Source organism: Vibrio sp. T11.5, from assembly GCF_027587155.1.
Lineage (GTDB): Bacteria > Pseudomonadota > Gammaproteobacteria > Enterobacterales > Vibrionaceae > Vibrio > Vibrio neptunius.
Window position 1 is genome coordinate 17,053 of the sequence record NZ_JAPPTP010000018.1, and the last position, 24,968, is coordinate 42,020.

General features: G+C 44.8%; 26 protein-coding genes. 14 read left to right on the forward strand and 12 right to left on the reverse strand.

All coding sequences use genetic code 11. From position 1 onward, the window contains the following. Window positions 1–52: 52 nt before the first annotated feature. Window positions 53–2,053: an acetoacetate--CoA ligase gene (locus tag OH455_RS16655; protein WP_269982143.1), complete on the reverse strand. Its 2,001-nt coding sequence runs from the start codon at window positions 2,051–2,053 to the stop codon at window positions 53–55. 226 nt (window positions 2,054–2,279) lie between these two features. Between OH455_RS16655 and phhA the strand changes: the two genes are divergently transcribed. Together phhA and OH455_RS16665 are read left to right on the forward strand one after the other, a co-directional pair. Continuing rightward, entirely contained in the window at window positions 2,280–3,071 is a 792-nt protein-coding gene (phhA, locus tag OH455_RS16660) for a phenylalanine 4-monooxygenase (RefSeq protein ID WP_269982144.1), read from the forward strand. After that, window positions 3,064–3,396, forward strand: coding sequence for a 4a-hydroxytetrahydrobiopterin dehydratase (locus tag OH455_RS16665; RefSeq protein ID WP_045977290.1), 333 nt, complete (start codon window positions 3,064–3,066; stop codon window positions 3,394–3,396). Before phhA ends, OH455_RS16665 begins: the two co-directional genes overlap by 8 nt. 236 nt (window positions 3,397–3,632) lie before the next feature. Here the strand turns inward: OH455_RS16665 and OH455_RS16670 are convergent, their stop codons facing one another. Continuing rightward, window positions 3,633–4,187, reverse strand: a complete 555-nt coding sequence (locus tag OH455_RS16670; protein ID WP_269982145.1) for a hypothetical protein — start codon at window positions 4,185–4,187, stop codon at window positions 3,633–3,635. A 56-nt stretch (window positions 4,188–4,243) separates the two neighbouring features. Here OH455_RS16670 and OH455_RS16675 point away from each other — a divergent pair, with 56 nt between their 5' ends. The 5 genes from OH455_RS16675 to OH455_RS16695 all read left to right on the forward strand — a co-directional run bounded on the left by OH455_RS16675 (window position 4,244) and on the right by OH455_RS16695 (window position 9,397). After that, a complete protein-coding gene (locus tag OH455_RS16675) occupies window positions 4,244–4,912 on the forward strand; it encodes a hypothetical protein (protein ID WP_205622500.1) in 669 nt (222 codons plus the stop codon). A 132-nt stretch (window positions 4,913–5,044) separates the two neighbouring features. Further along, window positions 5,045–5,521 carry a hypothetical protein gene (locus OH455_RS16680; RefSeq protein ID WP_206370780.1) on the forward strand — a complete coding sequence of 159 codons (477 nt, stop codon included), beginning with the start codon at window positions 5,045–5,047 and terminating at the stop codon, window positions 5,519–5,521. Window positions 5,522–5,756: 235 nt separating this feature from the next. After that, window positions 5,757–7,595 (forward strand): protein translocase subunit SecD, encoded by a 1,839-nt coding sequence (gene secD / locus OH455_RS16685; protein ID WP_269982146.1) that lies wholly within the window; start codon window positions 5,757–5,759, stop codon window positions 7,593–7,595. A gap of 2 nt (window positions 7,596–7,597) precedes the next feature. Then, complete coding sequence (secF, locus tag OH455_RS16690; RefSeq protein ID WP_045977286.1) at window positions 7,598–8,500, forward strand: protein translocase subunit SecF; 903 nt, start codon at window positions 7,598–7,600, stop codon at window positions 8,498–8,500. A 111-nt stretch (window positions 8,501–8,611) separates the two neighbouring features. Next, window positions 8,612–9,397 (forward strand): phosphotransferase family protein, encoded by a 786-nt coding sequence (locus OH455_RS16695; protein ID WP_269982147.1) that lies wholly within the window; start codon window positions 8,612–8,614, stop codon window positions 9,395–9,397. Window positions 9,398–9,403: 6 nt separating this feature from the next. Here the strand turns inward: OH455_RS16695 and OH455_RS16700 are convergent, their stop codons facing one another. Further along, a complete protein-coding gene (locus tag OH455_RS16700; RefSeq protein ID WP_269982148.1) occupies window positions 9,404–10,135 on the reverse strand; it encodes a dienelactone hydrolase family protein in 732 nt (243 codons plus the stop codon). A gap of 495 nt (window positions 10,136–10,630) precedes the next feature. Between OH455_RS16700 and OH455_RS16705 the strand changes: the two genes are divergently transcribed. After that, window positions 10,631–11,302: a winged helix-turn-helix domain-containing protein gene (locus OH455_RS16705; RefSeq protein ID WP_269982149.1), complete on the forward strand. Its 672-nt coding sequence runs from the start codon at window positions 10,631–10,633 to the stop codon at window positions 11,300–11,302. 322 nt (window positions 11,303–11,624) lie between these two features. Then, the gene (locus OH455_RS16710) at window positions 11,625–12,089 is read left to right on the forward strand and encodes a hypothetical protein (RefSeq protein WP_206375237.1); all 465 of its coding nucleotides are present in this window, start codon (window positions 11,625–11,627) and stop codon (window positions 12,087–12,089) included. Window positions 12,090–12,149: 60 nt separating this feature from the next. Here OH455_RS16710 and yiaY read toward each other — a convergent pair whose 3' ends face one another. The 4 genes from yiaY to OH455_RS16730 form a co-directional block, all read right to left on the reverse strand. Beyond that, window positions 12,150–13,298, reverse strand: coding sequence for an L-threonine dehydrogenase (gene yiaY, locus OH455_RS16715; RefSeq protein WP_269982150.1), 1,149 nt, complete (start codon window positions 13,296–13,298; stop codon window positions 12,150–12,152). A gap of 296 nt (window positions 13,299–13,594) precedes the next feature. Next, on the reverse strand, window positions 13,595–14,245 hold the full coding sequence (gene elbB, locus OH455_RS16720) for an isoprenoid biosynthesis glyoxalase ElbB (RefSeq protein WP_269982151.1): 651 nt from the start codon (window positions 14,243–14,245) through the stop codon (window positions 13,595–13,597). A 70-nt stretch (window positions 14,246–14,315) separates the two neighbouring features. After that, window positions 14,316–14,453 (reverse strand): hypothetical protein, encoded by a 138-nt coding sequence (locus OH455_RS16725; protein WP_167335778.1) that lies wholly within the window; start codon window positions 14,451–14,453, stop codon window positions 14,316–14,318. A gap of 147 nt (window positions 14,454–14,600) precedes the next feature. Then, the gene (locus OH455_RS16730) at window positions 14,601–15,527 is read right to left on the reverse strand and encodes a LysR family transcriptional regulator (RefSeq protein ID WP_269982197.1); all 927 of its coding nucleotides are present in this window, start codon (window positions 15,525–15,527) and stop codon (window positions 14,601–14,603) included. Between the two features lie 95 nt (window positions 15,528–15,622). On the opposite strand from OH455_RS16730, the gene yjjG reads away from it, so the two are divergent. Then, entirely contained in the window at window positions 15,623–16,297 is a 675-nt protein-coding gene (yjjG, locus tag OH455_RS16735; RefSeq protein ID WP_269982152.1) for a pyrimidine 5'-nucleotidase, read from the forward strand. A 290-nt stretch (window positions 16,298–16,587) separates the two neighbouring features. Here the strand turns inward: yjjG and OH455_RS16740 are convergent, their stop codons facing one another. Next, window positions 16,588–17,274, reverse strand: a complete 687-nt coding sequence (locus OH455_RS16740; RefSeq protein ID WP_269982153.1) for a helix-turn-helix transcriptional regulator — start codon at window positions 17,272–17,274, stop codon at window positions 16,588–16,590. A gap of 65 nt (window positions 17,275–17,339) precedes the next feature. Then, entirely contained in the window at window positions 17,340–17,660 is a 321-nt protein-coding gene (locus OH455_RS16745) for an antibiotic biosynthesis monooxygenase family protein (protein WP_269982154.1), read from the reverse strand. A gap of 234 nt (window positions 17,661–17,894) precedes the next feature. Here OH455_RS16745 and OH455_RS16750 point away from each other — a divergent pair, with 234 nt between their 5' ends. Next, window positions 17,895–18,497 carry a DUF1294 domain-containing protein gene (locus OH455_RS16750; RefSeq protein ID WP_269982155.1) on the forward strand — a complete coding sequence of 201 codons (603 nt, stop codon included), beginning with the start codon at window positions 17,895–17,897 and terminating at the stop codon, window positions 18,495–18,497. Window positions 18,498–18,554: 57 nt separating this feature from the next. Here the strand turns inward: OH455_RS16750 and phnX are convergent, their stop codons facing one another. Genes phnX through phnW form a run of 3 tightly spaced genes read right to left on the reverse strand, consistent with a single transcriptional unit; the run spans window position 18,555 to window position 21,893 of the window. Next, window positions 18,555–19,376: a phosphonoacetaldehyde hydrolase gene (phnX, locus tag OH455_RS16755; protein WP_269982156.1), complete on the reverse strand. Its 822-nt coding sequence runs from the start codon at window positions 19,374–19,376 to the stop codon at window positions 18,555–18,557. A 16-nt stretch (window positions 19,377–19,392) separates the two neighbouring features. Then, complete coding sequence (locus tag OH455_RS16760; protein ID WP_269982157.1) at window positions 19,393–20,775, reverse strand: aspartate aminotransferase family protein; 1,383 nt, start codon at window positions 20,773–20,775, stop codon at window positions 19,393–19,395. 2 nt (window positions 20,776–20,777) lie between these two features. Next, window positions 20,778–21,893: a 2-aminoethylphosphonate--pyruvate transaminase gene (phnW, locus tag OH455_RS16765; RefSeq protein WP_269982158.1), complete on the reverse strand. Its 1,116-nt coding sequence runs from the start codon at window positions 21,891–21,893 to the stop codon at window positions 20,778–20,780. Between the two features lie 286 nt (window positions 21,894–22,179). On the opposite strand from phnW, the gene OH455_RS16770 reads away from it, so the two are divergent. The 3 genes from OH455_RS16770 (at window position 22,180) to OH455_RS16780 (ending at window position 24,958) form a co-directional block, all read left to right on the forward strand. After that, window positions 22,180–23,190 (forward strand): putative 2-aminoethylphosphonate ABC transporter substrate-binding protein, encoded by a 1,011-nt coding sequence (locus OH455_RS16770; protein WP_269982159.1) that lies wholly within the window; start codon window positions 22,180–22,182, stop codon window positions 23,188–23,190. A gap of 120 nt (window positions 23,191–23,310) precedes the next feature. Further along, window positions 23,311–23,718 (forward strand): GNAT family N-acetyltransferase, encoded by a 408-nt coding sequence (locus OH455_RS16775; protein ID WP_269982160.1) that lies wholly within the window; start codon window positions 23,311–23,313, stop codon window positions 23,716–23,718. Window positions 23,719–23,845: 127 nt separating this feature from the next. Beyond that, on the forward strand, window positions 23,846–24,958 hold the full coding sequence (locus OH455_RS16780) for a putative 2-aminoethylphosphonate ABC transporter ATP-binding protein (RefSeq protein ID WP_269982161.1): 1,113 nt from the start codon (window positions 23,846–23,848) through the stop codon (window positions 24,956–24,958). Window positions 24,959–24,968: the final 10 nt, after the last annotated feature.

Sequence of the window (24,968 nt, forward strand, 5' to 3'; positions counted from 1 at the left end):
CTTGATTTCTCAGATCGTAAAAGCCCGAACTTAATGGTTCGGGCTTTTTGCTTTAGGAAACGGCTTGAGTGGCATACTGAGCGATTTCGTCAAGAACCTGAGGGTTGGCTATAGCGCCTTTGTTCTGCACTGTTTTACCATGCAATACTTGTTTCACCGCTAACTCAACGAGCTTACCAGATTTTGTTTTTGGTACCTCGCTGATGGGGTAAATTTCTGCGGGAACATGACGCGGAGAGCACTGAGTTTTCAGCTGTTGCTTGATGGTTGCCATTAATTCTTCATTGAGTGTTACATCGCGCGCGAGTTGGACAAACAAGACCACTTTTTCATCGCCATTGAGCAGCCGACCGACGGCAATAGAATCTTCAACCTCAGAGAGTTGATTCACTTGTTGATAAATCTCTGCAGTTCCGATTCTTACACCTCCAGGGTTGAGTGTTGCATCACTCCTTCCGTAAAAAATGACACCGCTAGTGCTCGTCATCTCGACATCATCTCCATGATGCCAAGTGTTCTCATATTTTCCCCAATAGGCATTGTGATAGCGTTCACCATTGTCATGCCAAAAGCCGACAGGTTGATTGGGGAAGCTGTTGAGGCACACAAGCTCACCACGCTGATTCACCACCGGTTGGCCTTTTTCGTTGAATACACGAACATCTAGCCCTAATCCTGGTGCCTGACACTCCCCACGATAGACAGGAGAGATAGGGTTCCCTATCACAAAGCACCCACAGATGTCGGTTCCACCAGAAATAGAAGCAAGATGAATATCGGCTTTGATTCGGCTGTAGACGTAGTCAAATTGTTGCGGGTACAACACGGAACCCGTTGAACAGAGCGTTTTTAAGCTATCAAGGCGATAGTAATGACTTGGGTTGAACTCTGCTTTTTGCAGTGCTTCCAAGTATTTGGCCGACGTACCAAACAAGCTGACGTCTGCCTCTTCAGCCAACTCCCATAACACGCTTGGCATCGGATACATTGGGCTACCATCGAAAATGACTAAGGTTGCTCCGCTAGCGAGTGCTGAGACATGCCAGTTCCACATCATCCAGCCACAGGTAGTATAATAAAATACCCGATCACGAGGTTGTACATCACAGTGAAGTTGATGCTCTTTTAAGTGATTAAGTATGGTACCACCCACCGAGTGCACAATGCATTTTGGCTTGCCTGTTGTTCCTGAAGAGTAGAGAACGAACAGAGGATCATTGAATCCGACCCGCTGATATCTCAGCCCGCGAGGGATGTAACTGGCGAGAATGGATTCCCAGTCTGAGCATTGTTCATTGCCGAACGAACTCTCTTGTCCAATTTGTAAATAATCAATGTGACAGACGTTTTGGATGCTAGATATAGCGCTAACAATCTGGTTGTTTTTTTCATCCATTTTGAACGTTTTGCCATTGAAACTGTAGCCATTGCAGCAAAACAAAATCTTCGGCTGTACTTGACCAAAACGTTCTTTGACGCTTTCTACGCCAAAGTCTGGTGAGGTGGATGTCCATATTGCACCAAGGCTGGTTGTAGCCAGCATTGCGACGACGGTTTCAGGCATGTGGGGAAGATAACCTGCAACGACATCACCTTTTTCAACTCCGTTTTGTTTTAACCACTGTTGTAGGATGGAGACTTGGTCACACAGTTGTTGCCAAGTCAATTTGCGGCTTTGTCCTCTCTCGTTTTTAAACCAGATAGCCACACCTTCAGGATCCTGAAAGGCATAAGAGAGCAGATTTTCAGCGTAGTTTAACTGTGATTGAGGAAACCATATGGTGTCACGGCTCGGTGAAAATTTGCCCCAACGTGCAATGCCCTCACCATGAATGCAGTCACCTTTGTAACCAATCACATCGCAAAATTGCCATATTGAAAGCCAAAAATGCTTTTTGTTATCAACAGACCACTGGTGCAGGTCGTGGTAGTTTTCGATGGCTTCGCCCTGCATGTTGATATGCTGGATAAACTTATTCAAATTGGATGCGGAGGCTCTTTCTCCGCTGGGTTCCCATAGGGGGACCAGCTCAACTGACTCTTGAGTGGACATCACTTCCTCGTCTTACACATTTTCCCTAACTATGGCTAAGTTTTGTTGCAAAAACAGTCAATGTCAAACAATCGGCCAAGAAACATATTGCTGAAAAATAAGCAAAAAAAAGTAAAATGTAAAATTTATGTTACATCTGTTTGGGAGGGGAAGTACCCTGGTGAATTGTCACCGATTTCATGAGGCGATAGGCTTAAATGTAAAGGAGTTGTTAAAAGGAAAGGTGATGACTCAGTACGTATCTAAACCTATTAATAAACAAGGATTTGTCGACTGGAGTCGCGAGGAAGATCAGATTTGGCACGATTTGGTTTCCCGTCAGTTGGACTTAGTGAATCAACGTGCTTGTAAGGAATATTTGCGCGGTTTGGAACTGCTTGATTTACCGATCGATCGGGTTCCGCAGTTGCCTGAAATTAATCAGGTTTTAAAAAAGGAAACAGGATGGCAAGTTGAACCTGTTCCCGCATTGATAAATTTCGATCGTTTCTTTGCTCTGTTGGCGGATAAAAAATTTCCAGTCGCGACTTTTCTACGCTCTCGTGAAGAGTTTGATTATTTGCAGGAACCAGACTTCTTCCATGAGATTTTTGGTCATTGTGCAATGCTGACTAATCCTGAGTTTGCTGAATTTACTCATATATATGGCCAACTTGGTAAAGAGGCTACGAGTAAGGAAAGGGTCTACCTCGCTAGACTGTACTGGTTTACCGTCGAGTTTGGCTTGGTGAAAGAAGAGCAAGAGTGCAAAATTTATGGAGGCGGAATTTTATCTTCTCCAGGAGAGACACTCTATGCTTTGGATGATGAACGTCCGTTGCGAGAAGGCTTTGATATCCATACGGTGCTGAGAACACCATATCGCATCGATATTATGCAGCCAACGTACTTTCTTCTCGAAGATATCAAACAGTTGTACGACCTGAGCAAAAAGGACTTGATGTCATATGTACATCAGGCGATGAAAGCGGGTCTGCTACCGCCGTTATTTGAACCTAAGGAAATCACACATGCTTAATGAATTACGATGTGAAGCGTGCAGCAGTGACGCGATTGCATTGACTAAAGAAGAACAAAGATTATTGCTGACTGAGCTCAATGAGTGGCAGTTGATAGAACGTGACGGAATTCCCCAACTTGAAAAAGCGTATAAGTTTAAGAACTTTAAGTTGGCGTGGGCTTTTGCAGACCAAATCGCACAACTGGCGGAGGATGAGTTTCACCATCCTTCAATCCTTTTGGAGTGGGGTAAAGTGACGGTCACTTGGTGGAGCCACTCTATCAAAGGTCTTCATCGAAATGATTTCATCTGCGCCGCAAAGTGCGACCAACTGAGCGATTGATTCCAAGAGGCCTGAAGCAATCCCTTCCTCTTTCTTGCTTCAGGCCATTTTTACATGCATTGTCCCTCTACCCTTTTGTCAACGCTAACCTATTCCATTGTTGCCAATTGCAAGTGCGCAATAATGATAAACTTGCTGCTTTTTTGTGCTAGTTCACTGACTCCAGCTTGTTCAAGGCATGGTGCAAGAAGCGATGATAGCGTTATCTCTATTAGCTTGTTATGGGCAAAGTCTAGTTATGGTTTGAGGGCTTCTATAGCCTGAATTTCTTGCTGATAGATGCCAATCATAACATTGAGCTTACTTACAAGGCGCTCGGTCTCTTGTTTTAAAGCGAGATTCGTATTGATGTAATACTGGCTGGAAGAGCTATTTATATTGAGAGCCACTTGGGTACAGTGCGTGGATAGGTTTTTCCAGTTATTGTTTGCTCTATCTATGATCGAAGACTGTTGGCGAATTTCATCGATCTCTTTGTGAAGGTTTGCTACGACAGTAGTTGCAGCCTGCGATTGGTCAAGGATCTTCCTCCGGTATAGCTCGCTTTGTGAGTTCCACAACGCTGACATCTCTGCTGTACTAAATTCTTGATACAGGAATTCTTGTTGTTTATGAAAAGCTAGAAAATCATTGAATTTATTGGCCTTTTCGTTGTACCAAGACTCCGTTTGCTTTTGAAATTTGAGGGCTTGATTCCACGAATCTTCGCGACAATGCTCACTGACAGCTTTAATTGGTAAAGTGAGCAGCATAAATGCCGTTACAGTGATATATAGCCCGCGCCATTTCATATTAGCTATATTGTTGATGAAAGATGGTTTAAGTATAGATAAGACATTAACTCAATATGAAAAAGATACTTATGGTTGTTCTGCTGCTGCTTGGCATCGCGTGTGCAGGTGGTGGTTACTACATCTTCTACCTTAAGCCACAGCAAGACGCTGCTGCCGCTGCTGCGCTGCTGGAAGAAAATAAACAACCACCGCCCGCGCCGATAAAAGAAGAGGCGCCACCACCACCGAAGCCCGAAGTAACAGACTTTTACGTTAGTCCACCTAAACTCGGAGTTAGAGAATTTCCGAGTTATGAAGCATTTGTTGAAAGCGTGGTTTACCGAGGAGACAAGCTGCATATTCTTGAAAAAAAAGATGGGTGGGGGCGAATTTCTCCTTACTATGTTTACGAAGAGGGTGGGGAAGAGGTGGCTGAATGGGTGCCAATGGAAGCGCTACTAGAGGTTGCACCAACCATCACCAAAGAGGAACGAGTTGAGACAGTCAGCAGTTACATAGAAAAGTCTGACGATTTCAAACAACATTTTGAGATGTTTGTTAAAAAGACCGATCAACTGCTCAAAGAAAAAACGTGTGAGCCGGAAGACTTTGAGGAAACTAGTGGTTGGGTGCGCTCTTTGACGTTTGAAAAGAGAGACGTTTACTTCGTATACTGCGGGGGACTCAAGCAGGCAAACAAGATCTATCTGGATGTGCAAACCGGAGAAATATTTTACCGCTAGCAGTGCTAACTCAGGTGTTTTACTGATTTTGCACTGCGATTAAATATGCAATATTAGGTTTTAGAACATTTTAGTTGTTTATAAATAGACTTGGACTTACCATCCAAATGTCTTCTAGTATTGGTGTCGTGAATGGCTCAACGTTTGATAAAATTTTTCTGGCTTACTTTGCTTACGATGGTATTACCAACGCAAGCAATGGCGTATTTTACGCAAGCTGAAAATGAAGCTAGCGCGCGTTTGGCTCCTCCTACGACGGATGCGGCACCTCAATCCCAAGCGGATTACCAGACTCTGTTCGAAGAGTCTCAACAAGAAGAAACATCGCAAAATCCGGTGTCACAATCTGAAATTGACACCGATGTGTTGGCCATTGTTCATTTTAATCGCTGGAGCTTATCTGATCGTCATTCAGAGGAGGGAGAAGCACCAGGAACCAGTGATGGTCATTATTCCAGTCAGGCATCTCTGCCACTCAATAGCCTTTATACCTACTCGCTGTTTGACAATGGCAGCTGGGTCGAAAACTCGTTTACGTCAAATCATCGCATCTCAGGTTGGAAAGAATCCAACGCGCTGTATGTGGCCCTGAACGCTCAATTCATCTAACACCTTCTATCCAATCTGTAATACAGGTGTAGTTAGTTTTATTAGCTAGCTTGAAGCCCCTTGGCACCTTAATTATCACCTCTGCTGTGTTGTCATCCTACGCATTAGTTCAGAGTCGTTACCTTTTTACAGATCTAATCCATTGTATATACGACTGACCAAATCCAAGAGTCAGATAACTTTGTACCTATTTCAGTTAAGACTTTGAATGGGTACTGCATGTAAAGATAAAAATATGAAGAAAAATACGCCAAAAACAAAACATGCGAGAGTGATGAACCGCTACTCGGCTTGGAAATACGCGGTACTGGTCGTGACGGTGATTGTACTGGCGCTCAGTGCGATCCCTACGTGGTATGGCGAGCAGCCTTCGATACAGGTTACAACGTCACAAAAGAGTACTGTCATCGACAATCCAGTCGAACTGAACCGCTACTTGGAACAACGAAACATTCATGCTAAAGAGATTACTCAGCAAGAGAACTCAACCACATTGGTTTTCGATAACGAAACCGATCAAACCCATGCTCGTGAAGCATTGAATGGCTTACTGGGTAAACAAGACGCGATAACTTTCTCATACGTATCTGTAGCCCCTAAATGGTTAACTGATATGGGTTTCAGTCCAATTAAGTTGGGTTTGGATCTACGTGGTGGAGTACAGTTCTTACTGAATGTTGATGTAGATAAAGCATTCGAAGAGCAGCGCAATACCATCGTTGATGAAATGCGTGACATGCTCCGTCAAGAGCACATTCGAGGCGTTAAGTTTGCTCAAGTCGGCGTGGATGGGTTCGACCTAAAAAGTAATTCAGGTGACGCGTTAACTAAGTCGGCGAACTATATTCGTCAGAACTATCCGGGTTGGGACATTAAACGCCATTCAGGCTACCTAGCGGTCAAGCCAACGGTACAAAACAAGTCTGACTTCCAAACCGTTACTATCAAGCAAAACCTGAAAATCATGCGTGATCGTATTGAAGAGCTTGGGATCACCGAAGCTTTGGTACAGCGTCAGGGTGAGCACAGTATCCGCATAGAATTACCAGGTGTGCAAGACCCTTCTCAGGCGAAGAACGTCATTGGCGCCACAGCGACATTAGCTTTCCATGAAGCGAAATCGCCATCACAAGGCATTTCCTATGGCGATATTGTGCTCAAGGACAATGATGGCCGTGATGTTGTTCTGTCAAAACGCCCTGTGTTAACGGGTGAACACATCGTTAATGCTCGCGCAGGCGTAGACAACATGGGCTTCTCGGAAGTGAATATTTCACTGGATCACTCGGGTGGTAAAACCATGAGTGACTTCTCTGGTAAGCATATTGGTAAGCCAATGGCGACCGTATACCGTGAGTACACCACCAATGCTAATGGTGACACAGAACGTAGCGAGAAGGTCATCAGTGTCGCAACCATCCAATCTCAGTTGGGTAGTCAGTTCCGAATTACAGGGGCAGGCTCTCTGGATGAAGCACAGAACTTAGCATTGCTTCTTCGTGCAGGTTCCTTAACGGCGCCGGTTACGATTGTTGAAGAGCGCACCATTGGTGCATCACTAGGTGCAGAAAACATTGAGAATGGCTTTGCCGCGTTAGCTTTGGGTATGGCGATGACGCTGACCTTTATGGCGCTATGGTACCGACGTTTGGGCTGGGTGGCGAATGTGGCACTTGTCGTCAATATGGTCAGCCTATTGGGTTTGATTGCTTTACTGCCGGGCGCGGTTTTAACCCTACCGGGTATCGCTGGTTTGGTATTAACCGTGGGTATGGCGGTGGATACTAACGTTCTTATTTTCGAGCGGATTAAAGATAAATTAGCGGAGGGGCGAACCTTTGCTCAATCTATCGATTTAGGCTTTGGGAGTGCACTGAGTACTATTCTTGATGCCAATATCACTACCATGATCACTGCGGTCGTTCTGTACTCCATCGGTAATGGTCCAATTCAAGGTTTTGCTTTAACCCTAGGGCTAGGATTGTTAACCAGTATGTTCAGTGGAGTGTTTGCCTCTCGTGCAATTATCAATTTGGTTTGGGGACGCGATAGCCGTCGTGATGTAAGGGTTTAATTATGGTTGAATATCTAAAACAAAATATCCGTCGTATCCGTTACATTACTAGCTTTGTTTCGGTTGCATTAATGGTCATCTCTCTAGGTATCTTTGCTTTCAAAGGCTTAAATATGGGGTTGGACTTTACAGGCGGGATGGTGACCGAAGTTCAGGTCGATAAAAATCTGAACAACAACGATTTACTTGAAGTACTTCAGCCGACACTTGGTGAGTTCACTGCGGTAACCCATTCGGATCAGGATGGTCGCTGGATCATACGCTATCCGGTTCCAGAAGATGATGCGTCTATGCCAGACATTACATCTGTACTGTCTGCCATCTCTCATCAGGTTGATGTCGTCAGCAACAGTATGGTGGGTTCGCAAGTCGGACAAGACTTGGTAGACCAAGGTGGTCTGGCTCTGCTGATATCGATGATGTGTATTCTGGGTTATTTGTGTTTCCGCTTTGAATGGAGACTGGCAAGCGGTTCATTGCTTGCTCTGATTCATGATGTAGTGCTGGTACTAGGCTTTTTTGCTGCGACACAAATGGAATTCAATTTGACCGTGTTTGCCGCGATTCTGGCGATACTGGGTTATTCTCTCAATGATTCCATTATTATTGCAGATCGAATTCGTGAGTTACTGGTGGCCAAACAGTCTACGCCAACGGACGACATTAACGATCAAGCCGTTATCGCGACGTTTTCTCGAACCATGGTGACTTCAGGCACAACCTTGCTTACCGTGTCTGCTTTGTGGATTATGGGCGGCAATGCACTTGAAGGGTTTGCGATTGCAATGTTTATTGGCATATTGTCGGGAACTTGGTCCTCTATCTCCATCGGTACCGTGCTGCCGGAATGGCTTAAACTAGAGCCAAAACATTACCTGCCGGTTGAGATTGACTCAGCCCCATAACCGCAAACTTATATGCCCTATAACCAAGTTATGGGGCATTTTGGTTTGCTCACTAATCAAACTTAGGTAGGGTATGAACACGGGTTAACGGCGAGCTAGGCGTCTTAAGGTATGGATAAAGACAATGAATTGTCACAAATGGGCAGCGCAAAAGTACGTTTGATAGAAAGGCAAGGGCAGAGGTGTATTCACAAGCAGGGTGCAAATGAGGTAGAGCGAGCTTTCTATCTCACTGCTGCTAAAACCTTGAGTGAACGGGGAGTGCTGTCACCTTGTCTTATCCAAGCTGACGCTGATTCCATCGTTATAGAGTATATCCCTCATTCGGTAACACTCGAGGAGCTAACTCATTCAAGCCAAGTATTTAGTCAGATCGCGGCTATACACCAAACTCCAATTAATTCGGACTGGACGCTTAAACAGCATCGCTGGAGTGATCATGCTCTGCGTACAGCGTTTCAACTCCTATCTCTCAGCTCTCAAGAACAGAAAGTGCTTAAAAAGTTGCAGTCCCAAAGTCATATCATTTTTGATTACCCAACGCTCTTGTCTGGTGACACCAACGATGGTAACTGGGGGCGTAGAGAGAATGGGGAACTGGTATTGTTTGACTGGGAACGCTTCAGCAAGGGTAGCCCAGCGATAGATCTCGTTCCTTTAATCAAAGGGCTCGGGGATGAAGAAGCCATGCTGCGCATTGTAGATAGCTACATGAACGTACACAAGGCGATGCCAAGAGAGGAATTGTTCCGACATGTGATCATTGCTAAAGCGTGGATAGTGGTCGAAGTCACTAATCTGCTGTATGAACGTCAAAAGCCTCAACTTCAAAAGTATCTAGATTGGTTCAATGCGAATCTACCCAGATGGATTCGAGGTGTTGAGGCTCTGGTCTAATCGAGACTAGTTGGTGGAAGAGGCAAGAAACTCCGTAAAGCGCTGCCAAGATTTTTCATCTGCTTCTTTTCGATAACGTTCACTGCCAAATACAGTAAAGGCATGAGGAGCACCGCTGTAGGTAATCATCTCATGGGCTACGTCCTGGGCTTCTAACTCACTTGCCAATGCTGCGAACTGTTCCATTGGGATCGCACTGTCAGCAGTACCATGCAAAACCAGTATCGGAGCTTTTGTCTCTTGGTAAGATTGACCTTGAGGTGTCTTTAGCCCGCCATGAAAAGTGACAAAACCTTTGGCATTCATCCCAGCTCTTGCAGATTCCAATACGGCAGCGCCACCAAAGCAATAACCCATAACAACAGTATTATTGGCATTGCCACCAAGACTGGTGGCGTAATCTAAACTACCTTGCATCAAGGCTCTTAGTTTGTCTCTATCTTTATACAGTTGACCTGTGTGCTGCTTTTTATCCTTTACTTCGGTTGGTCGAACACCTTTACCAAATAAGTCTGCAGCAAAAACGTTGTAGCCTAAATCATTGAGCATCTTAGCTCTCTTCATCTCATAGTCGGTTAAACCGTCCCAGTCGTGAACGAGTAAGACTAATGGCGCATCGTCACTGACTTTCGCCCAGTAACCTTCATAATCATTACCATTTACATTGTAAATTTTATTTTCGCCCGCTGTAGCAAATACGCTCACGAGTGCGAGAATAACCGTCAACTGTATCTTCATAACCACCTCCGTTAGTTTAGGAAGTGTAGACATAAAATGATGCATTGCTATTTTAAAACAAATTTTTTGTGATCATTTGTCAGCCGGGCTAGTAGACAAGCTAAAATTTTACTGATTTCACTCCATTGACTTAAAAACTGAATTTCTTGATATTTGACCAGATAAAATATTTCTATAATTTCTCTTTTTATATTTTAATTTTATATGCATGGTTAATTTTTAATCTGATGTGATGGGTTTTTACGAATATTAAAGATATATAAACCTTAATTAGATGATTAACTATCTGATTTTTATTATTATTTTAGTGGCCTAAGTGCTTGCTGTAGGCATTGTCTGTATTGCCATTTTATCGGCATTAATAAATGTTTAAATTACGGAGGAGAGGATAAAAATGATATTTTTACTCCTATCTTATGTGTAGAACGAGGCATAAATATAAAGTGTCGACTATGAAATTGGTAAGTAAACGTAGAATTTAAATTGGCAAGGATAATGATTAAAATCAATAGTTCTTTCGAGGTCGATCTTGAAAAAGGAATGGTAAAAAATACAGAAACAAATTACATCGTTGGTTTAGGAGTTAATGAAATTGAATTACTAAACTACTTTATAGATAACTCTAATATGTTGTTGTCTAAAAGAGACTTGTTGGATCATGTATGGACGCGTAAAGGCGCCTTTGTCGAAGAAAGTAGTTTAATGAATACGCTCTCTTGCTGTAGGAAAGCGTTCGATGATAAGTATGGTAAGGTCATTAAAACTGAACGTGGTAAGGGCTATCGATTTGTCGGAAAAATTGAACAGGCGCAGTCTGAGCAAGTTATCGAGCCGCAATACTTGAAACCTAAAGAGAAACAAATAGCCAGTATTCTCAGTAAATTGAATCTCCGATGGATAATATTTTATATTGCGCTCGCAGGAGTATGCTTCGCCGCTGGTGTTTACGCCAGTTCTGTCTTTAAAGGGTTTACGAGGTCAGGTAGCGCAAAAAATTATTCTTACCAGATATATGACTCATGTGCCTATATTTATGCATCTAGCGGCAATAGGAAAGACTTTGGCCGTTCTGCGGTAATAACAAATGATGGAACCTCAATCATCATCAATGAACAGCTGGAGGCACTGAGTTTTCCATCGAATATTGCTGAGGTGCTCTGTGAATAAGGCGGCGCTGCATTGTTCGTAGCGAAAGTTCGCACTCAGTGAGTACAGTGATGATTAGTCTTAGTATCATGAGTAGAGGGAATGTGACTGCTATGTCAATAGAACGAGCCAATGGTGGTTGTATATTATTCACTGAAAGCGCAGCGTCCCCACACCACAGAATGAATTAAAGTCTCAGGCTCCCAGCAACATACTTAGTGTTGGCACGGCTGCTTGAGAACCTTACTTTGCAATGTAATTAAATTAACGCCTGACTGACAAATGAAACTGAGCGTTTTTTAGACTTGTCTCCTTTATAATTTGAAACGAAATAGGATACGCAATGTTTGCCCGCTATTTACTGATGTTATTGGTTTCAGTTGGTGCGACGTCTGCACAGGCTGTAGACAGTGAAGATAAATGGGAGCTTGGAGATATTAAAAATAGCATTGAAAAGTCACAAGATACAATGCATTACGTGCGAACCGTTAATGGTTCTGCGTATGTACCTGAGCCAAAGCACAACCGAGACAAGCCTTCCCATAGCTACTTCAGCTTAGAATCTTACGACATCTATAACAGTCAGGGTGGAAAGCGTATGGTACAAGCGATGGTGACCAATAACTCTGGTGGTGGTATCACTCTAAAACCCAATCAAATTAAGGCTTATTTCGGCAATGACCACTATGTTTCTCCTTCAAAAATTGACCAAGATGGCAGCTTTGCACAAGGCGAGACCAAGTCGGTGACCTTGTATTTTGGTGAAACTGACGCCTCAATACTGGGTCTTTTAACCCGCGCATATTAAACTTTTCGCTCAATAAAAAAGCCTCCCTCGGGAGGCTTGAGTTAGGAAAAGAAAATGGTATTACATGGCGGCTTGGAAGATTGAAGAGATTTCTTCGTGGGTCGCCTGTTTCGGGTTAGTAAAGCCACACGCGTCTTTTAGCGCGTTATCTGCAAGTGTTGGGATGTCTTCAGGTTTCGCACCCAGTTCCTTGATACCTGCTGGAATGCCCACATCTTTCGCAAGCGCTACGATCGCATCGATTGCCGCTTCAGCGCCTTGTTCTGCCGTCACGCCCTCAACGTCAACACCCATTGCTTTAGCAACATCACGTAAGCGTTCAGGACACACTTGTGCGTTGTAGCGCTGTACATGTGGCAGAAGAATCGCATTACATACACCGTGTGGCAGATCGTAAAAGCCCCCTAGCTGGTGAGCCATCGCGTGCACGTAGCCTAGTGACGCGTTATTAAACGCCATACCTGCCATAAATTGCGCGTAAGCCATTTGTTCGCGAGCTTCGATATCTTCACCATTTTCAACAGCGGTGCGCAGATGAGCCTGAATAAGCTCAATGGCTTTGATGGCGACGGCGTCAGTGATTGGTGTTGCAGCGATAGAAACATACGCTTCAATAGCGTGGGTTAGGGCATCCATACCTGTTGCTGCGGTCAATGAGGCGGGTTTTGCCAGCATCAGCTCTGGATCATTGACTGAAATCAGTGGTGTTGTGTGCTTGTCCACAATAGCCATCTTAATGTGACGCTCTTCGTCAGTAATGATACAGAAGCGAGTCATTTCAGACGCAGTACCGGCAGTTGTGTTGATGGCAATGAGTGGCAGCATGGGTTTTGCAGATTGATCAACGCCTTCATAGTCACCGATCTTGCCACCGTTTGAAGCCACTAGTGCAATACCTTTCGCGCAATCGTGCGGTGAGCCCCCACCTAGAGAGATAACGAAATCACAGTCATTATCTGCCAGTAAAGCCAGACCGTCGTTTACGTTGCTGGTGGTTGGATTGGGCTGGGTACCGTCAAACACTACCGTTTGGACGTCACGTTCTGTCAGTAAATCTTGAACCTGCTTTACTACACCGATTTGGTTAAGAATCTTATCTGTAACGATCAGACCTTTTTTGAAGCCCTGAGACTGCACGCTGTCTGCTGCGTCCTTTAAACAGCCAGCACCCATTAAGTTTACAGTAGGGATAAAAAATGCACTTGTCATCGACTTGCTCCGAATATATTTAGAATAAAAACTGTAGATAGATTGGCATATCCAAGGTCGTAGCAATTTTGATCTCAAACAATTTGCCTACCCAAAAATGGTCGGTATGCTTTGGATTTGTGAGCTTGGTCAGATGACTATTCTGATAATGATAAAAATGTTAAATATTAGTGGGTTACTGCAATCGTTTATTCAACAGGAAGCGTGATTGTTTGAATCTTGTTCAGCGATGGCTTGGTGTGAAAATGAAAAAAGCCCTCCGATTGAGCAGAGGGCTGTCGTGCTGAATGGAGAAATTAAGCAATGTCTACCAATTTGCTTACTAGTTTTTCGATGCCACTGGCTGCCTGAGAAATATTGCCCGCTAACATATATGCAGGTGTTGACAGCACTTTGTGTTCTTCATCGAAGACGATGTCGTCCACCTCGCAGGCGATATGTTCGCCTCCCAATGCATTGAATGCGGATGCCGTGGCTTCATCATTGCCGATGGTCCCTTTGACGCCATTGGCGTAAATCATCGGAATGATAGCTGGTGCGATGCACAAATAGCCAGCTGGCTTTCTGGCATGGGCGAAAGCTCGACAAGCAGATGCGACGTGAGTATTGATGCTGCACTCCGCTCCATTGACTGCAAAATCAGTCAGGTTTTTTGCCGCACCAAACCCACCAGGTAGAAGGAGTGCGTCAAATTCTTCAGCATTGAGTTTCGCCACATCTTCAATGTTGCCCCGTGCGATACGAGCGGCTTCAGTCAAGACATTACGTGTCTCCGCCATTTCTTCACCAGTAACATGGTTTATCACATGAAGCTGCTCAATGTTTGGCGCGAAGCAATGCCAGCTTGCTCCTTGTTTTTCGATGGCATGTAGCGCAAGCACGGATTCATGAATTTCAGCGCCATCAAATACGCCTGAGCCGCTGAGGATAACTGCAATTTTTTTCATTATTTGTTTCCTTATCGAACTGACGCCAATAGGTTAGATGAAAATAGGCTACTTGGACCGGAAGTGGGTCTCATTCTTTCTCTTCCGATTCGCTGCTTTCGTCAAAGTCATCACTGGGTTCAATATCTGTATCGTCTTGTTCTGGCTGAGAATAATGTTTTACCACGAATGGGGTGAGCATCACACTGGAAGGAAAAAATCGTTTCATAAAGACCTCGGATACAACGGAACAATGAGTCGTTCAATTGTGTGCCTGTATTGTGTTATCACCTTTGTTTTAGGTCATGAAATCGAGTTAGAGCCGAGCAATTCACAGCGATATGAGGACAGAGTCACACCTTGAGTGACTCATTGTTCAAGGTTTATGTGCCGGTGAAGTCAAATCCCAATAGGGGACATCTGACCCAAATTTCTCGGCGATAAAATCCACAAACACTCGGACTTTTAGTGGTAGGTGCTTTCTTTCTGGAAAAACAGCATACACAGAGTGAGAAGGGAGTTTATAAGCCGTCATAATGGGTCTGAGCGTACCAGCAGCAATATCTTTTGCCACGATGAATGTGGGCAATTGACCAATCCCCAAGCCTTCCAGCAGAGCTCTGCGAATTGCTTCACTGTTGTTTACCACCAGTTTACCTTTCGGCACCACACTAACTGGTCCGGTAGGGCTTTCGAAAGTCCATTCGCTGCCGCCACGAAAATAGGCGTAACGTAGACAATTGTGAAGGCTCAGATCGCTGGGTTTTTCTGGCTCTCCATGCTCGTCTAAGTAAGATTGAGAGGCGCACAGAACACTACGACAAGTCGCTAGCCTTTTCGCAACCAGGTTAGAAAGCGGTAGATGGCCTATGCGAATGCCCAAATCAAACCCGTCTTGAACCAAATCGACCATTTGATCTTCCAATTGCAGGTCGATTTCTAAGTCTGGGTACAAAGTTAGAAATTCTGCAACTAAAGGGGCGACATGTAACACTCCGAAAGACATTGGTGCCGTAATTTTTAGTTTTCCTGTTGGCTTTCCTTGAAGTTCAGTAACCGCATCTATGCCTTGTTGGGCAAGGTTGAATGATTGAGCGACGTAATCGTAATAGCGTTGACCCGCTTCAGTTAGGCTTAACTTGCGAGTGGTGCGATTTAGCAGACGAATACCCAGCTCGTCTTCAAGTTGGTTGATACGCTTACTGACAGCGGATTTGGTGATGTGAAGTTTCTCTGCAGCGATAGAGAAGCTGCCGCTCTCTACGACGGTAACAAAAATAGGAATAGAGGTATAGGCTTGCATTGGTTGAGTATTAGTAAACAATCAGTTTCTTGATTAGTAGATTATCATCTTGAGGAAAACAATCTACACTAGCGGGGAAAAATGAGGAGAGAAAAATGAAATACGATTGGATCTTATTTGATGCTGACGAAACCTTGTTCCATTTTGATGCTTTTAAAGGGATGCAGTTGATGTTCTCTCGCAAAGGAATCGAATTTACTCAACAGGATTACAGCCATTACCAAACGGTAAACAAACCACTTTGGGTGGATTACCAGAATGGCACCATCACTGCACATGAATTAAAGCACACCCGATTTAAAGGCTGGGCTGACAAGCTTGAGACAACGACCTCAGAACTGAACACTGCCTTTCTCGAAGCAATGGCAGACATTTGTACTTTGCTACCCGGAGCGAGAGAGCTTATGGAGGCATTGCAAGGCAAAGCCAAGCTAGGGATCATTACCAATGGCTTTACTGAACTTCAGGCGATTCGATTAGAACGAACAGGAATGACAGATTACTTCGAGCACGTGATTATTTCTGAAGAAGTCGGTATCGCTAAGCCAGATGCGGGGATTTTTTCTCACGCACTGGAGAAGATGGGTAACCCTTGTAAGAGTAAAGTCTTGATGGTTGGAGACAACCCTCATTCTGACATCTTAGGTGGAATTAACTTTGGGATTGAGACCTGCTGGTTAAATACAACTCAAGAAGATGAAGTGGAAGGGATCGAACCAAACTACACGGTTGAATCACTACTTGAACTGAAGCATATTCTACGCGCTTAAATACTGTGTGATCCATTGTTCCTTGCAGTGAGTATGTATTGTCAACATAGGCGGCAAATATGTGGTACGAATATGCAGGGACTAATCGTTAAGTATGATGCTAAACGTGGCTACGGTTTAATCTCTTTTAATAAAAGCTCACATCATACGATCTTCTTTCACGTCAGAGATATGAGTAGAGATGACGGGCCGCCGTATATAATGGAATATGTCGATTTTGACGTCGTGAATGACTTTAACGGGTGTATGATGGCGGTAAATATACACCCCGTCACTTTTAGGCTTCCTGGTTAGTCCTTTGGTGCGTAAAGCGTAATAAAGTGCTCTAAAGACTTAGTTTTATTGGTCTCAAACTGCTGGTCTAGGATGCTTAGTTTTTCAATTCGATCCAGTCTGAAGTGACGGTAGTCATCCCTCAATTCGCACCATGCGACTAGCGTCCAGACTTTTCCCCAGAACATTTGTCCGAGAGGTTGCAGAGTACGCTGCGTTCTAGACCCATTTTCTGCGACGTAATCAATGTCTATCTTCCACTTTGCATCAATGGCATGCCTGAGCATTTGTCCGTGGCGAGCCGATGCGGTCTGCGTATAAAAGTCAGGTACCAGTATCGGAAAGCTCTCAACCTGCTGTTTGAGTTTGTCTGGCAATACGGAGAGGATTTTGTTTGAAGCGCTGATGGAGGCATCTGCAAGATCGCTATCTGACCAAGCCCGAACCATTCTCATTCCGAGTTCCAGCGCCATCATTTCTCGTTCTGAGAACATCAATGGTGGTAAGTGCGCCCCTGACTGTAAGATGTAACCAACGCCTGCTTCGCCCTGAATGGGAACCCCAGAATTCACAAGTGATTGAATATCTCGGTAGATAGTCCGTTCACTGACTTCCATGGTTTGGGCGAGGTTAGCAGCAGTGACAGCATAACGCTTTGAGCGTAGCAAAGTCAGCAGCTCAAACAGTCGTTCAGATTTACTCATCTCGTTACTTTCTCATTGCAGAAGGGCGCATTATGCACCCTCCTTAAGTCCGCGTTAAGTCAAGCCTATTGGTACTTAGCGGCAAGGTCGCACATACGTAGAACTTGATGTTGCATGTTGACCGATTCTGAATCAATCAATGCCATTAATGGCTGACACTCTGTGCAGTGAACAAATTGCTCGCCCGCCGATTTGGCATCTTCCATTGAGTCCCAGTAGACGACATCGGTCCAAGTATCATTTTCTGCATTGTGGCTTAGAGAACGATATTGGAAACCTTTTAATGTCGCAACGAATTTCTGGCTTTGATTGGCCGCTGCGATAAAGTCTTCAGATGTTGTACCTGCCAGCAGCTTAAAGCTAACGATTTCAATCACGTTTTCCATTGTATGATTCCTTTTGTGGTGTAGTTGACTTCGGAAACAAGTGTATGGCGGGGGTGTGTCAGAATCTGTCAGTAATGATTTTTGATGTAAATATTAGGTGTGCTAAACATTTCTGACTCTTTTTATGCTACTTGTTGATTATGTGGCTAAACTGGAACTTAGAAGTAAAACGAGAATATGTTGTGTTTGGCTAAGGCGTCTGAGGCAGGGAGCTTGAGAGAGTGAGGGACCATAATGGCGATTCAAGGAACCATTAGTGAGTGGCACGATACTAAGGGCTACGGGTACATTTCGGTTGACGATCAAGATGCACAAATCAAATTTCATCTCTGTGACTTAGAAGCGTACGGCCACCCTCCAAGAATCAGTGAACGAGTGCAGTTTCGACTGGCAAAAGATGATCAGGGCGGCATTCGTGCTGTGAATATTGAAAGACAACTGGTGTTTAATTTTTCTTTGGCGATTGCCATTTGGTTTCTCACCACGCTAGTGGCCAGTGTGTTAATTCTCGATTATCCACCACTCTCATTGGTGCTTTATATCGCACTGAGTACGATTGCTTATATAGTTTACGCACTAGATAAACAGGCACTTCATACTGGAGGATGGCGTGTTCCTTCGCTGACTTTCCATGTCTTGAATCTTGTCGGGGGCTGGCCGGGCGCTCTGCTTGCACAATCTGTGTTGCACCATAAGTACAATGACATCGGCTTTAAGAGTTTGTTCTGGGTAACGTTATGTGCCAATTTTGGCCTATTTTGCTGGACACTTACTAAGCAAGGCTCGTTAGCCATGACCGAATTTTTTATGGGAATACAAAGCCTTATACCTTTCTAAAATCACAAACCAGTAGGATTGAACTACTGGCTTGTGCGCTAGACACGAGCGATGAGTTTACGGGCGTTCACCCGCTTCCAGTCGGCGCTCAATATCTCTAACCACTTCTGGTAGCTGAGAAATGGTGTCAATCAGGTAGTGTGGCGTGCTCTTCATTAACTTCACTTTCGCTTTTTCGCGAGCAGTATTTAGTGTCGCTTCATCCGCTGCCTGATATTGCTCATAGGTGAGTCCCGCTTCATTGCCAGACAGCAGCAAACCCACCGTCCACATACCTGCATTGTGTCCTTCGTCTATGCCCGGTGCCGCATCATCCACTTTAATGCATGCCTTTACGTCCGTTACGTTTAGCTCGATGACGTTTTTTAGTGCCATATAGGGTGCAGGGCGGCCTCCTTGAGGAAGGTCGTCAGTCGCCACAACGTAATCAGGCTTATAGCCATAGTCAGCAGCGACAGGGATTAACACATCCATGACTTCACGAGGATAACCAGAGCATGAACCAATCTTGATGCCTTGATCTTTTAAACCATCGACAACTTCAATCGCATTCAGGATGGGTTCTGCGTGGTCAGCGACTTTTGCTTTTTGCAGTGGCATAAAAGTCGCGTAAATGCGGTCAATGTCATCACTATTCATGGAGCGACCAAATTGCTCATTCCAACGTTTGTCTACTGCCGGAAGGCGACCTACCGCCTGAATGTGGTCCCATTTGCCAAGCCCCATTGGCTCGCGTGCTTCTGCTAAGTTGATATCAAAGTCGAAACCTTGTTTGAATGCTTCAACGAAGATGCTGGTTGGTGCGAATGAACCAAAATCTACAATGGTGCCAGCCCAGTCAAAGATGACAGCCTGAATCGGTGAGTGAGAGTAAGTCATAATTGATATCCTGTTATCAGTCGTTGTGTTCATTACATACATTGGCAATCGCTTCTTCAAAGATAGCCAGCGCTTCGGTAAGTTGTTGACGTGAAATAATTAATGGTGGGCTGAGTTGAATAACATTGCCTTGAGAAACTTTAAAGCTGAGGCCATTATTCAGACATTGATAAAGTACGGCTTCCGCTTGATCAAACGCTCTTTGTTTGGTTTGCCTATCTGTCACGAGTTCTACGCCCCAAAGTAAACCGATGCCGCGAACGTCTCCGATTACTGGGTATTTCTGTTTCATTTCCAGCAATTTTTCACGTACAAATTCGCTATCGTCTTTTACTTTTTCCAGTAAGCCTTGTTGTTCAATGACTTCCATAGTTGCGAGTGCAGCGGCGCAACCTATTGGACTCTTCTCATGGGTGTAATGACCCATAGAAATCTGCTCTGCAGTGTTGTATTTGTCTTTGGTGACCATCGCTGCAATGGGAACCAATCCACCGCCCAAACCTTTGCCAATACACAATATGTCAGGTTCGATGTCATAGGCTTGATACGTGAACCATTCTCCGCTGCGCCCCATGCCGTTAGGAATATCGTCAATAATTAGCAGGACGTTGTGCTTGTCGCATATCTCACGAATACGTTTCCAGTAGGCTTTGCTTGGCACCTGAACATCGGTATTGCGAACAGCTTCGGCAATAAAAGCGCCAATGCCTCCCTCTTTTTCAACCACATATTCCAGATAATCGGCATAGTGAACATCGCTACCATCAGAAGAGACACTTTGGAAAGCTCCGCGGTAGGATACCGCGGGCGGAATACGTTCAACTCCTGCCATTAAAGGGCCCATACCCTCACGGAAACAGGCTTCACCGCCAACAGAGATTGCGTCCAGAGAGGCACCGTGAAAAGAGTCCCACAAAGAGACCACTTTAAAATTGCCGGTAACATGACGAGCTAACTTGAGTGCCATGCCTATAGCCGATGTGCCTCCAGGGGCGAACAAGACTCTGTTGAGTTCTCCACCACAGATCTGCGTGAGCTTTTCAGCACACTGAATCGCGGTTTCATTGGTGAAACGGCGAGGCGAAAATGGCAGATTCGTAAGTTGTTCAGTGACTCGCTTAATCACATGTGGATGACCGTAGCCAAGCTGGTGAACGTTGTTGCCATGAAAATCCATGTACTTTTTGCCTGTGGCATCTTGAATATAGATCCCTTCGGCTGCTTCAAGTGCGTCCAGACAGGGTGTAGACATGGCTTGATGCAGAAAGACGTCGCTATCGCGCTGTAGCAGTTCTTGCGTGCGTTCGTCGTTTAGGGATGCGTTCCAAGCCTGTCGAGCAGGGGTGGTATTCACATCTCCTTCACTGCGAAAGTGGGTTGTTTTTATCAATTGAGTCATGATTAAGCTACCGTTTGCACTTCTTTCCAGTACATGGCGTTCTTGATTGCACCGATCAAACGTTCAATATCCTGTGGGTAGACTTCGCCAATATTGCCAATTCGGAAACAATCTGCGTTAGATACCTTGCCCGGGTAAATGACAAACCCTTGCTCTTTGAGGCGCTCATAAAACGCCTTAAATTGGTAGTCGGGATGTGAAGGCGAGTAAAAAGAAGTAATAATTGGTGAGTGAAGGTCATCGCTTAACAATGGTTCGAAGCCTAACGAACGCATGCCTGCGACCAAGCTTGTTTGGTTAGTCTGATAACGAGTATGACGTGCCTGAATCCCGCCTTCTTGTTCAAGTTCTAACAGAGCTTGGTAGAAAGCGCGTACAGTGTGCGTTGGAGAAGTGAAACGCCATTTACCATGGTTCACTTCCATACACTTCCACTGATCGTACAAGTCTAGGCTCAATGAGCGGGCTTGCCCTTGGCATCTTTCCAGTTCACTTTGCTTTGCTATGACAAAGCCAAACCCTGGTACACCTTGAATACATTTGTTGGCAGAACTGATCATAAAGTCAACGCCCATTTCGCCAATGTCCATCGGAATACCGCCAAAGCTAGACATCGCATCTAGGATGACTACTTTACCGTGTTGCTTTGCCAACTGAGTCATCGCCTCAATTGGGTTGAGCATGCCAGTTGTAGTTTCGCAATGGACAATGGCAACGTGAGTAATACTTGGATCCTTTGCCAGTGCTGTTTCCACCTCGCCCATGTGCGGCTGTGATGTTTCGCCTGGGGACACGATATGACAAGGAATATTCAGACACTGTGCAATTTTTGCAATTCGCGCGCCGTAGGCACCGTTGTCAACAACGAGTAGTTTGCCTTCTTTTGCGATCGCACTGCCAATGGTTGCTTCTACTGACGCTGTGCCACTGCCTTGCATAAGCACACTTGTATAGCCTTGGTGTGGAGTTGCCAGCTTTGTTAATTTAGTGCGAATCACTTCTACGATGTCTTTGTTGTATTCATCATCCCAAGTGCACCAGTCTTTTAACATAGCTTCACGGACCGTTTCTGACGTTGAAAGTGGTCCAGGAGTTAGCAGTAAGTATTCGTTTTTCATTTCTATGTCCCTTTGGTATACACCAGAATTTAAGGGTACTCTATCAGGGCATAAAACGATGAGTAAATAGACAAAAACTCAAATTCATAAAACTTTAACATCACATGGATTGGGCGTTTAACTTGACCAAACTTTTGGCGAGGTTTCTAAAAAGTGCCATCGATTGTTCATAGGATCGTCACAATGCCATTTTAGGGTTTATATTACCAACTGGTACAGACCAATTGATTTTTGCGATGAGGATGCATGTCAATCGGTTTCCAACAAATCGTCTTAATTGGAGAAAATGATGAACAACCGTTTGATGAAAGGATCGCTGGCTGCGCTTGTGTCTATGCTAGCAACGAATGCAATGGCGTCTCAGCAAGTAACGGTTTACACCGCTTTTGAAACGGACATTCTTGCAAAGTACAAGTCTGCGTTTGAGAAACAAAACCCAGACATCAAGATCAAGTGGGTCCGCGACTCTACGGGTATCATGACGGCTAAGTTACTGGCAGAAAAAAATAATCCACGCGCAGAAGTAGTATGGGGTTTAGCGGGCTCGTCAATGGCATTATTGAAAGAGCAGGGCTTGCTTAAACCATACACGCCTAAAGGTATAGAGTTTCTGCATGCGAACCTTAACGACCCGCAATCGAATCAGGCTTGGTTTGGTAATGATGCGTTTTTCAATGCCGTTTGTTTCAATGAAGTGGTGGCGAAACAGTTGAACCTACCTAAACCTACATCATGGCAAGACCTGACAGATCCGGTTTACAAAGGTCATATTGCGATGCCAAACCCAGCGTCGTCCGGTACAGGTTACATGCAGGTTTCTGCATGGCTACAAAACATGGGTGAAGACAAAGGTTGGAACTACATGGAAGCACTGGATAAAAACATCGCACATTATACCCACTCAGGTTCTAAACCATGCGTACAAGCAGGTATGGGTGAAGTGGCGATTGGTATTTCTATGGCTAGCCGTGGTGCTAAGTTGAAGAGTCAGGGCGCACCTTTGGCTGTGATCACACCTAAAGGCATTGGCTGGGAGTCAGAAGCGGTAGGCTTAGTCAAAGAGTCCGATGCGGCCAAACGCGTGGTTGATTGGTCTATTTCTAAAGCGGCTAACGAGTTGTACGTAGAAATGTATCCGGTTGTTGCTCATAAAAATGTCAAAGCGACCGTCTCTCACTTCCCTAACGTACAAGAGAACATGGCAGATATGGACTTTGCTCAAATGGGTAGCAAGCGCGCAGATATCCTTGCAACCTGGTCGGCAAAATTTGACGCTAAATCCGAGCCAAAATCATAAGACCTAGATAAACTTATTGGTTGTGGCTGAGTATTTTAGGGAGAGCATGGGCTCTCCCTTTTGCATTTTGGCTTGATCACAGGCAAATTTGTTCAAAGGTTATTCGGCGTAGAGGACATCATGGACGTTAGAAAGATCTCAGCAGAAGACACGCTTGCTTTACGGCATCTGGTACTCTGGCCAGAGAAGAGTGTCGATTTTTGTCGTTTAGAAGAAGATGACGCGAGCTTACACTTTGGTGCATTTGTTGCGGGGAAGCTTGTTTGTGTCGCTTCTGTATTTGTTACCGATGATGTGGCTCGATTGAGAAAGTTTGCCACTTCTCCGGAGTATCAAGGGCAGGGGATAGGCTCAAACCTACTCAAAGTTATTATTAGTCAATTGCAGAGTACGGGCGTTATCGTTTTTTGGTGTGATGCTCGTGAGAGTGCATTATCGCTGTATAAAAGATTTGGTATGACAGAGCAGGGCGAGCGCTTTTACAAGGGGGATATCCCATATTACAGAATGTCTGTTGCTTGGGATTAGTCTGAGTCAGTCTTGGTGGTCAAATCACCCTGCCTTTCATGCTTTTGTCATCTTTGGTCAATAAATTTGTCATGCGTCTGAAATAAACCAGATTTAGAGTTGGTATATACCATTTGGAGAGTGTGTTATGCCAACTAACCAACCTTATCTACAGATTGAAAACGTTGTGAAGCAATTCGGACAATTCACAGCGCTTAACAATATCTCACTTGCCATTGAAAAAGGCGAGTTTGTTTGTTTCCTTGGGCCATCTGGCTGCGGTAAAACGACGCTACTGAGAGCCATTGCTGGGCTCGATCTTCCAACTTCAGGTTCTATTTCTCAACACGGTGAAGAGACGACTTTCCTGCCGCCTGAAAAGCGCGATTTTGGCATTGTATTCCAATCATATGCTCTGTTTCCTAATCTGACTGTGGAGGAAAATATTGCTATTGGCCTGAAGAACCTAGGCATGTCGACCCGCGAAGCACTAGAGAAAGTCGATCAGTGGCTGGAGATGATTGGACTTGCTACATCCGGACAGAAGTATCCAAACCAGTTATCTGGCGGTCAGCAGCAGCGTGTCGCACTTGCCCGTGCTTTAGCTCTTTCTCCGGGCTTGCTACTGCTTGATGAACCTTTATCTGCGCTGGACGCCAAAGTACGTGTTCACTTGCGTGATGAGATTTGCAAACTACAACGTAAGCTGGGTATCACCACCATTATGGTGACTCATGATCAGGATGAAGCGCTGTCAATGGCAGATCGCATTGTGGTCATGAATCACGGCGTTATTGAGCAAGTTGGCACGCCACAGGAAATCTATCAACAGCCTGCTACCCGATTTGTTGCTGAGTTTGTTGGCAGCATGAACTTTATCGGTGCTTCAGTCGCAACTGACAGTCAGCTACGTATTGCCGAGTCACTCATTCAAGCTCCTGTGCTGGAAAACCGAAATTTGGTCCGAGGTGACCGTTTTGACTTAGCAATCCGTCCAGAAAATGTTCGCTTTTCCGAACAAGTAAAGGATGCGTTGCCAATCCGTATTCGTACCTATGAGTTTTTAGGGTCGTTCTGCCGATATGAGTGTGAGTTGCAGCACGACAAGCTCGCAGCTCCCATCTTTGTTGACGTTTCCGGTGAACAAGCGCAAAACATGAAGCTACGCGTTGGTGATATTCGTTATATTCAGTTTGCCGAGCGAGGAGCAAGAGCATACCCAGTGTTAAGCCCAAATGGCGACAAAGCGATTGCGGCTTAGGATAAATACA

Bases quoted from the DNA above. Each gene is read 5' to 3' on its own strand.
- OH455_RS16680 (WP_206370780.1), top strand. From the start codon at position 5,045: ATGGCTCAACGTTTGATAAAATTTTTCTGGCTTACTTTGCTTACGATG.
- yjjG (WP_269982152.1), top strand. From the start codon at position 15,623: ATGAAATACGATTGGATCTTATTTGATGCTGACGAAACCTTGTTCCAT.
- phnX (WP_269982156.1), bottom strand. From the start codon at position 19,376: ATGACTTACTCTCACTCACCGATTCAGGCTGTCATCTTTGACTGGGCT.
- OH455_RS16710 (WP_206375237.1), top strand. From the start codon at position 11,625: ATGTTTGCCCGCTATTTACTGATGTTATTGGTTTCAGTTGGTGCGACG.
- OH455_RS16760 (WP_269982157.1), bottom strand. From the start codon at position 20,775: ATGACTCAATTGATAAAAACAACCCACTTTCGCAGTGAAGGAGATGTG.
- elbB (WP_269982151.1), bottom strand. From the start codon at position 14,245: ATGAAAAAAATTGCAGTTATCCTCAGCGGCTCAGGCGTATTTGATGGC.
- secF (WP_045977286.1), top strand. From the start codon at position 7,598: ATGGTTGAATATCTAAAACAAAATATCCGTCGTATCCGTTACATTACT.
- OH455_RS16655 (WP_269982143.1), bottom strand. From the start codon at position 2,053: ATGTCCACTCAAGAGTCAGTTGAGCTGGTCCCCCTATGGGAACCCAGC.
- phnW (WP_269982158.1), bottom strand. From the start codon at position 21,893: ATGAAAAACGAATACTTACTGCTAACTCCTGGACCACTTTCAACGTCA.
- OH455_RS16700 (WP_269982148.1), bottom strand. From the start codon at position 10,135: ATGAAGATACAGTTGACGGTTATTCTCGCACTCGTGAGCGTATTTGCT.
- OH455_RS16775 (WP_269982160.1), top strand. From the start codon at position 23,311: ATGGACGTTAGAAAGATCTCAGCAGAAGACACGCTTGCTTTACGGCAT.
- OH455_RS16780 (WP_269982161.1), top strand. From the start codon at position 23,846: ATGCCAACTAACCAACCTTATCTACAGATTGAAAACGTTGTGAAGCAA.
- OH455_RS16745 (WP_269982154.1), bottom strand. From the start codon at position 17,660: ATGGAAAACGTGATTGAAATCGTTAGCTTTAAGCTGCTGGCAGGTACA.
- OH455_RS16750 (WP_269982155.1), top strand. From the start codon at position 17,895: ATGGCGATTCAAGGAACCATTAGTGAGTGGCACGATACTAAGGGCTAC.
- OH455_RS16770 (WP_269982159.1), top strand. From the start codon at position 22,180: ATGATGAACAACCGTTTGATGAAAGGATCGCTGGCTGCGCTTGTGTCT.
- OH455_RS16695 (WP_269982147.1), top strand. From the start codon at position 8,612: ATGGATAAAGACAATGAATTGTCACAAATGGGCAGCGCAAAAGTACGT.
- phhA (WP_269982144.1), top strand. From the start codon at position 2,280: ATGACTCAGTACGTATCTAAACCTATTAATAAACAAGGATTTGTCGAC.
- OH455_RS16725 (WP_167335778.1), bottom strand. From the start codon at position 14,453: ATGAAACGATTTTTTCCTTCCAGTGTGATGCTCACCCCATTCGTGGTA.
- OH455_RS16675 (WP_205622500.1), top strand. From the start codon at position 4,244: ATGAAAAAGATACTTATGGTTGTTCTGCTGCTGCTTGGCATCGCGTGT.
- OH455_RS16670 (WP_269982145.1), bottom strand. From the start codon at position 4,187: ATGAAATGGCGCGGGCTATATATCACTGTAACGGCATTTATGCTGCTC.
- OH455_RS16730 (WP_269982197.1), bottom strand. From the start codon at position 15,527: ATGCAAGCCTATACCTCTATTCCTATTTTTGTTACCGTCGTAGAGAGC.
- OH455_RS16740 (WP_269982153.1), bottom strand. From the start codon at position 17,274: ATGAGTAAATCTGAACGACTGTTTGAGCTGCTGACTTTGCTACGCTCA.
- secD (WP_269982146.1), top strand. From the start codon at position 5,757: ATGAAGAAAAATACGCCAAAAACAAAACATGCGAGAGTGATGAACCGC.
- OH455_RS16705 (WP_269982149.1), top strand. From the start codon at position 10,631: ATGATTAAAATCAATAGTTCTTTCGAGGTCGATCTTGAAAAAGGAATG.
- OH455_RS16665 (WP_045977290.1), top strand. From the start codon at position 3,064: ATGCTTAATGAATTACGATGTGAAGCGTGCAGCAGTGACGCGATTGCA.
- yiaY (WP_269982150.1), bottom strand. From the start codon at position 13,298: ATGACAAGTGCATTTTTTATCCCTACTGTAAACTTAATGGGTGCTGGC.